Consider the following 13,079-nt stretch of genomic DNA (forward strand, 5'->3'; position numbering starts at 1 on the left):
CGAGCATGCGCCCACTGGAAGGAATCAAGGTCGTCACCTTCGAGCATGCGATCGCCGCGCCGTTCTGCACGCGCCAGCTCGCGGATCTCGGCGCGCGCGTGATCAAGATCGAGCGGCCGGGCGTCGGCGATTTCGCGCGCGGCTACGACGAACGCGTGTCGGGGCTCGCGTCGCACTTCGTGTGGACCAACCGCTCGAAGGAAAGCATCACGCTCGACGTCAAGCAGGCCGCCGCGCTCGAGATCGTGCACAAGCTGCTCGCCGATGCCGACGTGTTCGTGCAGAACCTCGCACCCGGCGCGACGCAGCGCCTCGGCCTCGACTACGACACGCTGCGCGAGCGCTACCCGCGGCTGATCGTCTGCGACATTTCCGGCTATGGGCTCGACGGGCCGTTTCGCAACAAGAAGGCGTACGACCTGCTGATCCAGAGTGAATCCGGATTCCTCAGCATTACCGGTTCGGAAGGACAACCGGCCAAGGCCGGTTGCTCGATCGCCGATATCGCCGCCGGCATGTACGGGTACACCAACATCCTCGCCGCGCTGATCGAGCGCGGACGCACCGGGCGCGGGCGGCACATCGACGTGTCGATGCTCGAAAGCATGGTCGAGTGGATGAGCTATCCGCTTTACTACGCGATCGACGGCCAGACGCCGCCACGGCAGGCAGGCGCGTCGCACGCGACGATCTTTCCGTATGGCCCGTTCAAGGCCGGCGACGGCAACACCGTGATGCTCGGGCTGCAGAACGAGCGCGAATGGAAGCATTTCTGCGACACCGTGATCCGCATGCCGGAGCTGGCAGCGGACGAGCGTTTCGGCTCGAACAGCCGTCGTGTCGCGAATCGCGATGCGCTCACGGCCCTCATCTTGCGCGCGTTCTCGACGCTGAGCGCTACCGACGTGATCGATCGGCTCGACCAGGCCGGCATCGCAAACGCACGGATGAACGACATGCACGGTGTCTGGACGCATGAACAACTCGCCGCGCGGCATCGCTGGACGCAGGTCGGCACGCCCGCCGGCGAGATCCCTGCCCTGCTGCCGCCCGGTGTCGGGCCGGCCGACGAGCCGCGCATGGATCCGGTGCCGGCGCTCGGCCAGCACACCGATGCCGTGCTGCGCGAGCTCGGCTATGCCGACGAACAGATTCGCACGTTGCATGCATCCGGCGCCGTCTGACCGGGCCCTTTCGCGCTGATCGCAGCGCGCTCCTCATCCAACTATCGAAGCGGCTCCGCGTCTGGTCGACAGACGCGAGGGCGCCACACAACTGGAGACATCATGGCGAATACCGTCAATGCTGCCGGCCGGCTCGACCGGCTGCCCATTTCAAGGTTTCACTGGAAGATACTCGGACTGATCGCCGGTGGCGCGTTCCTCGACGCGTTCGACATCTATCTCGCCAACGGCTCGGTCGCCGCGATGGTCAAGGACGGGTTCACCGATCTGCGGCATGGCGCGATGTTCGTGTCGTCGACGTTCGTCGGGATGATGATCGGGGCGTTCGTCGCCGGTTACGTCGGCGACCGGCTCGGGCGGCGGTATTCGTATCAGCTCAATCTCGCGGTGTTCGGGCTCGCGTCGATCGCCGCGTGCTTTGCGCCCGATATCGAGTGGTTGATCGTGTTGCGGTTCGTCATGGGCGTTGGTCTGGGCGCGGAGCTCGTGGTCGCGGCCGGCACGCTGGCCGAATTCGTGCCGCCCGAGACGCGTGGCAAGTGGGTGTCGTTGCTGGCGATCATCACCAATAGCGGACTCTTTGCTGCGCTGGCTGCCGGGTACTGGATCATTCCTTACCTCGGCTGGCGCTACATGTTTGCGCTGGCGGGTGTCGGCGCGCTGGTGGTCTGGTTCATGCGCAAGCGGATGCCGGAGTCGCCGCGCTGGCTCGAATCTGTCGGTCGGCTCGACGAGGCCGAGGCGACGCTTGCCGCGATCGAGCGGGAGGTCGGCAAGCAGGTCGGCACGCTGCCGCCGGTGCGGCGCATCGTCGATCTGCATGTCGGGAAGGTGCCGCTCGGGGTGCTGTTTTCGAAAGGGATGCGGGCGCGGACAGCGGTTGCCGCGTTGACCGCGATCGGCGTCAACGTGGGGCTTTACGGTTTTATCGCGTGGCTGCCGACGTTTTTCGTCACGCAGGGGCTGTCGGTCGTCAGGTCGCTCGGGTTCGTGTTCCTGATGTCGATCGGGTCGCCGGTCGGCGGGTTGATCGGGTATCTGATCGCAGACCGGGTCGGGCGTGCGCGGGGGATCGTCATTGCGTCGATTCTCAGTATCGCGCTCGGGTGGCTGTACGTGTCGTTGCGCGATACGACGGCGATCATTCTGGTCGGGTTCTGCCTCGTCAGCGCGATCTATACGATCACGACGCTCGGGTTGTTCGGCTATATTCCAGAGCTGTTTCCGACCGAGGTGCGGTTGCGTGGCACCGGTGTGGCGGGGATGGCCGGGCGGATGTCGTCGATCGGAACGCCTGCGCTGGCCTTGGCGCTTTATCAGGCGTTCGGGGTGTCCGGCGTGATCGCGATGGTCAGTGCAACACTCGGCGTGCTGTGTGTCGCGATCGGGTTGCTGCGGGTTGAAACGGGGCGGCAGGCGCTGGAGGAAGTTGCGCCGGGGGCGAGTGACGCGGAGGTGGCGGTGGGTAGCCCGGGGGTTACGCAAAGCTGATTGAGGACGATGTATCGGTATGCCGGCTTACCGCCCGCGATGAATTTTCAATGTTCGCGGTCGGATGCCGGTTGCCCGAGAACGTGCTGCGGGCGCTCATGACGTTGCACCGGTTTCAGTGCCAGTCGCCCGTGAATCGACGCGGCTGATAAGTTCCGTCGCGCCACGTAAAGCGCGCGGACTTGCCCAACGCAGCGTTGCCCTTGGGGCGCACGAGGAGGTCGTAGTGGCCGTTCGTCTTGCGCGGACTGAACGACACTGCGTAGTGAACCGCCGTCGTGTTGTCTGCATCGCACGCATCCTGCTGCGCATCGCTTGGGTCCTTGCCCTTCCCTGCCTTCTTCTCGGTGCAATCCCTGGCGCCGTCCTTGTCATAGGTCGACCAATCGGTCAGCGCGGTGAAGACAGGCGTCACGCGAGCGTCCGCATAGCGGTACAGGCTCAGCATCTCGGTCGTATCGCTATGTGCGGTTGACGTGTAGTTATTGTCGAAGCGCACGCCGAACGCGGTTTCCTGATCGCTGATTCGGTAAGGGACAAGATCCATAGTCAGCGAGGCATTCCATAGCATCGGCGACGTATCGACACGCTCGCTTCGGTCGCTGGCAAGCAGGTGAAAGCCGTGAGCGTCGCGGGTCAGGATGCCGGTCCATAGCGCCGCTTCGACGTCTTCATTCGGGCGTTGTACCAATGCGGCCGTGACCCATAACGGGCCCGAATTCGACGGCCCGTGCGTCCATTGCGCCAGCGCGGAGCCTTTGACGTTGTCAGCGGGGGCCGGGGTTTTGCCCATCAGGGCGAGTAATGCGGCTTGCTGGTCCTTGTCGCTCGTATCGCTCGCGGCAAACGTGCAGTTTGCAATGAGCGCCAGGGTGAGCGCCAGCGCTGTTTGTACGTAAAAGTCGCGTCCCCTGCCTTTGCTGTCGCGGGGGTATCGTCGCGTCGACGATGAATCTTCTCTGCGCTTTTCGTGCCTGTTGATCGCCATAACCGGTGTATTTCCGTTCAACATATCTTTCAGCCTGCGGCGAGCGGCCCGGCCGGCTTACGCGATACTAACCTTTGTTCGAGAACAAATGAAATCGAAATCGATATTGCGCGTGCCAACCTTTCCATTCTGTTTCCAGACGCTTCAATCCATGTGGGCGAAGCGCCTGGCGCATTCGTTTCAGCTGATCGACCGACAACGTTGCTGCTCCGCTTGATGCTCTCATACATCCTGTTCAAACCATGACCCAGCCAAATCAATCCGTGAAAGTTCGAATCGGACTGTACGACACGACGCAATCAACCTCGGTTCAAAACATAGCCTCGCATGACCACTTTGGAACCGGCCACCGCTCGACGCCTCGCGCCCATATCCGCAACCTCCCCGAAGCCGCGACATTCGGCTTTTTAGCCGGGCCAGTCTTCGAGAGGGATGAACTGCATGTGCTTTGTTCCAGCGACGATCTTATCCAGAAATACCGAGAATCCATCTGCTACAGAGTAGAGGTTGCCACATTCGGCCACTTCTGCAAAATCCGGCTTGGCAGTGTCGACCGCATGCAGATGGGCTCTATCCCAATAAAGAACCTTGTGAACGTCATCGAACTTCGCAAGAGCATAGTAATTGCCCCCCGGATCATCGCCGATCACGAAGAACTCGTTCAGGAATCCAACCTCACCCCTGAGTCGTTCATTTTGCTCGATTAGATCAAAATTATCGTTACTTGCATCGAACCCAAACAATGAGGCAAAAGAAATAATCCCATTATAGACACCCGAAAAATTGAGATCCAGATAATCTAATCCACCAATAAACAATCCATTCCACCTCCTCAAAAAATTCGCATATTCCGCCGGAATACCGAACCCAATCTCCGATTCAAATTTAGCGAAAAATGGCTCCGCAGGCCTTACTCCATACAGAACTGGCACATTACCATCCTCAACACGACGGTTGATTCTACGTTATTGCGACACCGTACGCGATTAAAGTGTCAGAAACCTGTACAAGCAGCTTCACATCCAATCCTCACGCTCATCAGAAGATGCGTTACTCTTAACAGGGTTCGACTAGATAAAAAGGTCTAGCGACGTTGCTACAGGACTGAACGCTGCCATTTATCTTTAAAATTAATGAACTCCTTTTTCTTCACCTTCCATTCACCCGCCTTGCTCTTCATGGTGAATCGGGATATCGTCAGCATCCCCACTGTCTGGCGAATGGTGAAAACCACCTCGCCACCACTGGATTCCACGCGCTCTTCGACGTCAGTTTCAGGGTCGTATGTTGGCGGGTCCGAACAGCCCAAATCAATCAAACGCCCTTGGTTTGTTTTTTCTTGGAACGTCCACTTCTCTAAAATAACGAGAAGATCTTTCCGTGCGTGGCCATCAATTTCAGAAACATCGCTGCCATTTTCCAACGCGCCGCGCTTTTTCTTATAAAAATTCTTTTCCCAATGATTCATTTCAAACATGAATGATTTCAATGCCGTTCGCGCTTGGTCAAAATTACCATCCATCATCTCCACCTTTAATTATTTAAAATATCACCCATAATTTTTCCCGTACTGGAATACGTCATAGATTATCTGTGTAGGGCGAGTGCCACCGTTACCGTAGACAAATTGGATGTCCACATCAGCCGAGCCAGCCCTATTCACATACGCTGCGACCCGTCCCTCGAAATCTCTGAACAACCCACTGTTGATGCCCGGCAACTGAGGGAAGACACCGTCTTTCCCACCACTCCCGCCGAGAAGTTTTCCTGGAATGTGTCCTGCATCGTCAGTCGGATACCCCAATAATCTCGCCCACGCTCGAGACGACGCATACGTTGTGGTCCCGGTGCCTAGGCCTGCAGCCGTGATTGTCGCTGTCGCACGCAGCGGCTGACCGGCGGCCCCGCGGGAAACTATAGGTGTAACACACCATCCCCACGGATCAATCCCCCCGGTCGGATTTGGCGCATACGCGTATAGATTGTCACCACCCAACAACCCGATCGGATCTTGGTTGATGAACCGCCCTACATCCGGATCATAGTATCGGAACGTGTTGTAGTGGAGGCCAGTGCTGTCGTCGGCATACTGCCCAGCGTAGCGCAGCGGCTGATCTGTCCTCGTGGCCGTCAGTTGCCGGCTGCTCGGTTCGACCTTACCCCACGCCGTGTATTGCCCCGCCCACGCCAGTTCGCCTGCCTCGTCGGTGACCTCTAGCGGCGCCCCCGCCAAATCCGTATGGAAGTGGTAGATCCGCGAAGCTCGCTTCGCCGTATCAATCGTGGCCGCCGCCAGAGCCTCCGCGATCACCGCATCGATGCGGGCCGCCGGCGAGTACGGACACCATACTCTGACCGTCCAGCGCTTTGAGCTAAATACGATAAATGGAGGCAGCATCGCTGGAATATCACTATCTTTTTTCCTACGCGGCGTATCCCACGAAAGGCTTGGAGGAGAATATTCACCCCCAAGCCTCTATCCGCATTGCGCGGCTGCTCGGATCGCAATGCTCGCGTCATCTGCGATTTCACCGTTATCGTCGACCTGAACCAGCGCCTGATACGCGTCATCCTGTCTCAAACCGTAAACGTTACTCACGCACCGCCCCACATCCAAATCATGGAGCTACGATAAACAGCGGCCTAAGGCGCCTCACCCCACGGGTCATAGGAATAATTTTCATCGATCGGCAAAAAATCAATGCCTTTCAATGCGCATCGCTCAACCTCAGCTTTAAAAGCCTGGCTACATACTAGCTCCATTGTCTCTTCGCATCTGAAAAGATTGCCAGAGCAATCGTCGCACGGGATGAATTTTTTGATCCAACTATACATCGGAATTCCTGGAAACAACTTATTCTCAGAAACTTCTTTTGTTTCCAGATCCCGGTCCTCGGAATAGTCTGACTTTTGGCGGTCGAGCAGAGATTCATGATCGGCAGGAAAAAATATAGAATATATTTTTTTACCAGCGGACCTTTTGTTTGCAACGATATTTATGGGGATTGCTCGACAACGAACTCCCGTCTTTTCACATACAGTCAAAAACTCTCGTGACACGTAATTCGTTTGCGCCCCATAAAAATCAAAATCAATCGAAATAGACGGATCAGATAACGTGAAAACATATTCATGCTTCACATCGACACCGAAAGGATCAGCCACATACATCGGCCATTCCCATTCATCACGGTTCAATTCCCCCGACAGATATGGAGGGCAGCCCGCATCCCCGGCGCGATATTTAACAACGTAAAAACGTGCATTCATCAGAGCAGTCTTCCCGCTATTGCGTCAACCACATATTTACCGGATTTCAAACCTTTTCTTGCCATATTTTGAATGCACCCGATACCGAACGCAAGTTGCGTATCGCTAAGACGGTCAGCCAGGAATTGCTGGTTAAGTTTCGTTAACTCAGTTTCAATTGCTGCAGTGTATTGCCCGTGATTCGACCAGTGCCCAGGAAGCTCTAGCGTTTGGGCAAGCTTGGAGCTACCGGGCAGGAATATGCCATTAGACGCACCATCACCGTCGAATCCCATCCCGCGCAGCCGATTGAACATAGCAGCGAAGTCGGGATGCTTCATGAACTCTTCAGGAGTCAAGTGGTGGTTCGCCATACCGTCATGCGGGCGAGCCCCCATATTTTCCCCGAGCTTCGTCGAACACCACCCCATCGGATCGATTCGGGTCAATGGGTTTGATGCGTAGGCATACAAATTGTTGCCGCCCAACAACCCAATTGGATCCTGATTGATAAACCGCCCCACGTCCGGATCATAGAACCGGAAAGTATTGTAGTGAAGACCCGTGCTGTCATCGGCATACTGTCCTGCATAGCGCAGTGGCTGATCCGTACGCGCCACAGTCAGTTGCCGCCTGCTCGGCTCGACCTTGCCCCACGCAGTGTATTGCCCCGCCCACGTCAGTTCGCCTGCCTCGTCGGTGACATCTAGCGACGCCCCCGCCAGATCCGCATGAAAGTGGTAGATCCGCGACGCTCGCTTCGCCGTATCGATCGCGGCCGCTGCCAACGCCTCCGCGATCACCGCATCGACGCGGGCCGCTGGCGAGTATGGCTCACCATATTCTGACCAGTTACCGAGCGTGATCTGAATACTACTTATGAGATTGAGAAATAACCTCTCCAAAATCGAACCCTTTTAACTTGTTTCGCTCCACCAATTCTCTAAAACGCTCGGAAACAAATACAGTTGCAGGGCTTTCATTTAGGCGAAATACATCAACCCCCTCGATACGACTCCCTAGAAGACATATCTTATTAAAAACCGTCGCCTGAGGATAAACTTTGAATTTTGATGCATCCATATCGACAGCATTCTCTATCACTCTGGTTACATGAAATCCGAGCATGCCTTTTATCGGAGCCTCGACCTGCAATATCTCCCCACTGTCATGAAGTAGCGGCGCCAATGCATCAAATGCCTTCTCACTAAACACGATAAACGGAGATAGCATCGTATGAACGTCGCTAGTCTTTTTTCTGCGTGAAGTACCCCACGTAAGCTTAACGGGGTCGTAATCCTGACCAAACCCTCGCCCGCACAGAGCGGTTGCTCGTATAGCTACGCTCTTGTCATATGCGATTTCACCATCATCATCGACTTGAACAAGCGGCTGAAATGCTTCATCCTGTCTCATGCCATAAATATTATCCATACAGCCTCACAATTCAGAAAGAACAGATTTCCAAGGCGTATCTCTGGATGCATTCTGCAGCGCCTCCCTTATCGCCTGCAATTGATCAAGAACAGCTTGCTTTCCACCCAAATCAGCCTTTTGCAGAAGTTGGTTGACCTTCTGAAAATAAACATCAGGATGCTTCCCATTATGCAATATACCGCCAAGATTGTCGGCATTATTCCTATTAGGCAAAAACACCCCATTCAATTCAGAGTCAACATCAATACCGTATTTGGTCAAAATGGCACGCGCAGGCGCAGCTTGCTTCGCTGTATCTCCAACGAGATGGTGCGCGGCAGAGTTGGCGGGACGACTTATACCCGATTTCTCCATGTTATTGCTCAACTTGACCGAGCACCAACCCCATGGATCGACCCACCGCTGTGAATTTGGACCATAGGCATACAGGTTTCCACCGCCATACAGTCCAATCGGATCCTGATTGATAAACCGCCCCACGTCCGGATCATAGAACCGGAAGGTATTGTAGTGAAGGCCCGTGCTGTCATCGGCATACTGTCCTGCATAGCGCAGTGGCTGATCCATACGCGCCGCAGTCAGTTGCCGCCTGCTCGGCTCGACCTTGCCCCACGCAGTGTATTGCCCCGCCCACGCCAGTTCGCCTGCCTCGTCGGTGACCTCTAGCGGCGCCCCCGCCAGATCCGTATGAAAGTGGTAGATTCGCGACGCTCGCTTCGCCGTGTCGATCGCGGCCGCCGCCAGCGCCTCCGCGATCACCGCATCGACGCGGGCCGCTGGAGAGTACGGATCATCCGGACTGTGCACATAACTGCTCACCCCCGTCTCGCGCACTTCCTGCGCGAGACGCAACCCTTCCCATACGAACCGTTTCGTCTCGCTGCGCAGTTTCACGCCGCGTACATCGAAGGTGGTATCGGTCTTCGCAATACGCCGACCCAGCGAATCGTACTCGAAGCGCGTTTCGACCACACCACGCGCGTCCTGCGTACGCACCACGATCAGCCGATCCTGCCCGTCGTAAGTGAAGCGCTGCTGCTGGTTGGCTCCGCGCAGCTTCGTCGCCAGATTGCCGAACGGATCGTACTCGAAGCGCAGGTTCTGCCACATCCGCAGGCGATTGCCTTCCACGTATCCGCGACTCTTGCGCTGTGCATCGTCGAGCATGTTGCCTGCTGCATCCCACGCAAATTCCTCGAGCTGCCGATCCATGGTGTTCACGCGACGTGTCAACTGTCCAGCCGGATCGTAGCTGTACTGCGTGTTGCCACGCAGACTGTCGCTGGTCTCGATCAGTTCGCCCGCCGCGTCGTAACCGTAATTACGCCACAACTCACCACGCCCTCGACCGAGTGCGTCCGGTTGGAAGCCAGCGGACTGCCAGACTCTTCGGCCAAGCGGGTCGTAGGCGAAACGCTGAGTCAGCCGCCCCTGTGTTCGTGCGATCTCGCGATGCAAATCGTCACGCTCGAAGTCGCTCACCACCTGATCACCGCAGCGGATCTGGTGAACGTGACCGGAGCCGTAACGCAGCATCTGTAGCGTCTGATCATTCGGCAGCGCGAGCGATATCACGTTGCCGAGTTCATCAAGCTCGTATTCAACGTCGCCATTCGCACCATGCTCGGCGACAAGACGCCCAACCTTGTCGTAGTCGAAACGCACCACGTTCGGCGTGATGCCGAGTGCGATGCCCGCCGACGTCGGCGTACGCTCGACCTTCACCAACTGGTCATTCTTGTTACGCTCGTAACGTGTAACATCGGTTGGCGTATGCTGGACCTTCAGGTTACCCATCCGGTCACGTTCGAATCGGATCGTACGGATCGGACGATCCGCCGTCGCATGGCGGTCCGGCGAGCCCACGATGTCCAGACCCAGCAATTCACCGCCTTCGCCATACTCGAATCGCCGCTGGACACCGTCCGGACGCTTCTCGGTCAACAGCCGCCCGCCCGCGCTATACGTGAACGTGTAGTCCGCGTGGCCCTGCCGAAGTTCGCGCAGGAGCCCCGCTGCGTCATAGTGATAGCGGGTCCGTCGTCCGGCAGGATCGATCGCTTCGACAAGTTGACCGCGTGCATTGCGCAGCGACTGCTGTATCCGTCCCCCGAGGCCGACGTGCCGCACGACGAGCCCGGCCGCGTCGTAATCGAAGGTCTCCGTGCTGCCGTCGGGGTACGTGATGCGACGTGGCTCGCCGGTCGGACGTACGTCATACACCACGCGCTGCCCCAGCGCGTTCTCGCGTGCAAGCGGCAGTCCAAATGCATCGAAACTGCTGCGCGTGGTTTTACCGGAACAGTCCGTATAGGCAACCAATTCTCCGAGACGATTCCACTCAAGCGTCTTGCGTCCGCCACGCGCGTCGATATGCGCAATCGGCAATGCGGTCAACCCCTTCGGATACTCGTAGCGATTCTCGCGGCCAAGCGGATCCTGGCTCGACAGCAACCGGCCTTGCGGATCGTATTCTGCGCGCCAAGCCCCACCGTCCGCCCCGACAACTTCCACGGGCCGCATGCTGTTGCCGTCATAGCGAGTGCGAGTCGTGCGGCCAAGCGGATCGGTCTCGGCGACGATCCTGCCTGCGTCGTCGTACTCGAATTCGGCCGTGCGCTCCCCCGGCAGCATCAGCATCACCGGCATGCCGGCATCGTTGTACTTGATCCGGTAGAGTCCGCCGTCGAAGTCGGTGTACTCGACAATCTGAAACTGTGCATCGAAGCGCCAGTGCGCGGTGCGACCATCGGCATGCCGTACGCGTGTCTGACGGCCCTCGATGTCGTATTCGAGCATCGTGTCCTCGCCCTCGCTCGTGCGCGTCGCGACAACCCGCGGCTGCCCTTCGATCGTCGACCACACGTAACTCGATGTGAAACCCAGTGCGTTTACGTGACTCGCCATCAGGCCGTTGGTATATGCGAACTGGCGCACGACCGCCCCATTTGCATCCGTCACCGATGCCAGCTGGCCGTTCTCATCGTATGCGTAAGCAACGGCCAGCCGGCGCTCATCGCCATGGACGAGCGTGACCGTGCCAAGGCGTCCGTGTTCCTGCTCGTAATCGAGGACGGCATTCAACCCGCCGCACGTCAGAATCTCTGTAACGCGGCCGCGGCTATCGCGCTCGAACTGGCACCACTGGCCTGCCTGATCCTCGATGCGACGAACCCAGGCGATGCGGCCCGAATCCGGATCGTACCGACCGAAGTCGTAATACGTCTCGCCAATGTCATGCAGGATATAGCGGCCGTCCGGCGTACAGGTCAGATACCGTTGATCGGCCTCGCTGAATGCGGCTTGCCCGGCACGCAGCAACGGAAATCCGCTCTCGCGCCCTTGCGCGTCGGTGTACCAGAGGCGCCCGTCGCGGGCATGCAGACGAAGCTCCCACGGCGCCACCCAGCCGCGGCCAAGTGTCCCCGCATAGTCGATACTGCTCGAATAGAACCGCTTGATCGCGACCGGCATCGGGCTCGGGATGACGAAGTCGGTTTCCGATTCGGCCAACAGGATCTTTCTTCCAGTCGTGATGTCGACCGGGTTGCCGAACATCCCGCCTATCGCCTTGTTGATGGCGGGCCCGGCAACGTAGCGCCCGAACGCCTCGCCGAGCACGTACCCGCCGATGAACTTCGCAGCGCACGGCAGGACCGCACGTGACAACCCGCCAGCCTGCTTCAACAACCCGCCCAGCCCGCCGACCAGACCCGCCAGCACGAACGCCCATTCCGTCGCGGTCCGTAGCCACGGTGGCACTTCGTCGTCGACGGGTAGATACGTCTGCGTACCGCCATGGAAGAACGTATCGTGCGAACCGTCGGCGATCGTCGCGCCGCACGTAATCTTGTCATCCTTGCGCGCCGCAGGCCGACCGTTGATGAAGATGTTCGTCGAGCCTTGCGCAACGAGCGGGACGGGATTGTGCTTGCTGCAAGCCACGCCACTCAGCGTCGCATAGGCCGCCGACAGGGAATTGACGTAGACGTCCGGCGAACCCGTAATGATGTTGCCGGATTGCGAACTGAACATCTTGCCGATCGACTCCCCTATTGATAGGAGAGCCTGCGCTCCGATACCGGCCATCATGCCTGCCAGCAACGCGACGCCGAATCCGCACGTGAACGTGGCAAACGCCACCGCGGCAATCAGGGCGATGCCCAGCACGGCGCCAACCAGGAAACCTGCAAGCGCGCTGGTGTGATCAATCGGATCAGTGACTCGTGCGGCTTCGAACACGATGATTGTCCTTTTCTGTTGTTACGCCGACTCTTGTTCGGCCGGGCGGTAGCCGTCGAGCCAGTTGCGCCACAGTGCATCGAGCGTTGCACCGAAGCTTTTCGCGCTCGATGCGGTAAAGATCAGCACGCGCCCCGGGGTGACGATGAACGCACCCTGCCGTTGAAACACCGTCTTCGGGCCGTTCCGATATGCGGCATCGATGCGCTCACCCGGCATACCATCGATTTCAGGTCCAAGACGCTCGGCCTGACGGGAAAGCACCCGATGGCCCTGCAACCGCGATTTGAGCAATGCGATCTGGCGATCGACATACGCCGCCAGGGTCTCGCCCTCCTTGAGCCAATCGCGCGCAACACTGAGGTTGGGCTGCGCGGTTGTATCAGCCGGCACGAAGAGGTTGGTCGTGCGATCCTCGAAACCGTCCGGCAGAACGATGCTGCCTTCGTGAATCCGGATACGGTTTTCGGAATCCGTCATGCTGGTTC

At 58.2% G+C, this 13,079-nt stretch carries 9 protein-coding genes and 2 pseudogenes; 2 read left to right on the forward strand and 9 right to left on the reverse strand.

Annotation, left to right across the window (positions count from 1 at the left end; translation table 11 throughout):
* Window positions 1-5 precede the first annotated feature (5 nt).
* Together DCN14_RS35275 and DCN14_RS35280 are read left to right on the forward strand one after the other, a co-directional pair.
* On the forward strand, window positions 6-1,184 hold the full coding sequence (locus tag DCN14_RS35275) for a CaiB/BaiF CoA-transferase family protein (RefSeq protein ID WP_096504704.1): 1,179 nt from the start codon (window positions 6-8) through the stop codon (window positions 1,182-1,184).
* 102 nt (window positions 1,185-1,286) lie between these two features.
* Entirely contained in the window at window positions 1,287-2,675 is a 1,389-nt protein-coding gene (locus tag DCN14_RS35280; protein ID WP_096504706.1) for an MFS transporter, read from the forward strand.
* Between the two features lie 115 nt (window positions 2,676-2,790).
* Here the strand turns inward: DCN14_RS35280 and DCN14_RS35285 are convergent, their stop codons facing one another.
* The 9 genes and pseudogenes from DCN14_RS35285 to DCN14_RS35320 all read right to left on the reverse strand — a co-directional run bounded on the left by DCN14_RS35285 (window position 2,791) and on the right by DCN14_RS35320 (window position 13,071).
* Entirely contained in the window at window positions 2,791-3,663 is an 873-nt protein-coding gene (locus DCN14_RS35285) for a hypothetical protein (protein WP_096504708.1), read from the reverse strand.
* 407 nt (window positions 3,664-4,070) lie between these two features.
* Entirely contained in the window at window positions 4,071-4,595 is a 525-nt protein-coding gene (locus DCN14_RS35290) for an SMI1/KNR4 family protein (protein ID WP_162826284.1), read from the reverse strand.
* Between the two features lie 164 nt (window positions 4,596-4,759).
* A complete protein-coding gene (locus DCN14_RS35295) occupies window positions 4,760-5,188 on the reverse strand; it encodes an NTF2 fold immunity protein (RefSeq protein ID WP_096504712.1) in 429 nt (142 codons plus the stop codon).
* A gap of 405 nt (window positions 5,189-5,593) precedes the next feature.
* Window positions 5,594-6,004, reverse strand: a pseudogene (locus tag DCN14_RS38510) (RHS repeat-associated core domain-containing protein); the annotation flags it as partial.
* A gap of 302 nt (window positions 6,005-6,306) precedes the next feature.
* The gene (locus DCN14_RS38225) at window positions 6,307-6,933 is read right to left on the reverse strand and encodes a hypothetical protein (protein WP_143331674.1); all 627 of its coding nucleotides are present in this window, start codon (window positions 6,931-6,933) and stop codon (window positions 6,307-6,309) included.
* Window positions 6,933-7,745, reverse strand: a pseudogene (locus DCN14_RS35305) (RHS repeat-associated core domain-containing protein); the annotation flags it as partial. The gene DCN14_RS38225 and the pseudogene DCN14_RS35305, both read right to left, overlap by 1 nt.
* 40 nt (window positions 7,746-7,785) lie before the next feature.
* Window positions 7,786-8,346 carry a DUF1629 domain-containing protein gene (locus DCN14_RS35310; RefSeq protein WP_096504718.1) on the reverse strand — a complete coding sequence of 187 codons (561 nt, stop codon included), beginning with the start codon at window positions 8,344-8,346 and terminating at the stop codon, window positions 7,786-7,788.
* Between the two features lie 6 nt (window positions 8,347-8,352).
* On the reverse strand, window positions 8,353-12,591 hold the full coding sequence (locus tag DCN14_RS35315; protein ID WP_096504720.1) for an RHS repeat-associated core domain-containing protein: 4,239 nt from the start codon (window positions 12,589-12,591) through the stop codon (window positions 8,353-8,355).
* 21 nt (window positions 12,592-12,612) lie between these two features.
* Complete coding sequence (locus DCN14_RS35320; RefSeq protein WP_096504722.1) at window positions 12,613-13,071, reverse strand: DUF1795 domain-containing protein; 459 nt, start codon at window positions 13,069-13,071, stop codon at window positions 12,613-12,615.
* Window positions 13,072-13,079: the final 8 nt, after the last annotated feature.

Origin of the sequence: Burkholderia sp. IDO3, from assembly GCF_003366075.1 — a bacterium.
Classification (GTDB): domain Bacteria; phylum Pseudomonadota; class Gammaproteobacteria; order Burkholderiales; family Burkholderiaceae; genus Burkholderia; species Burkholderia anthina.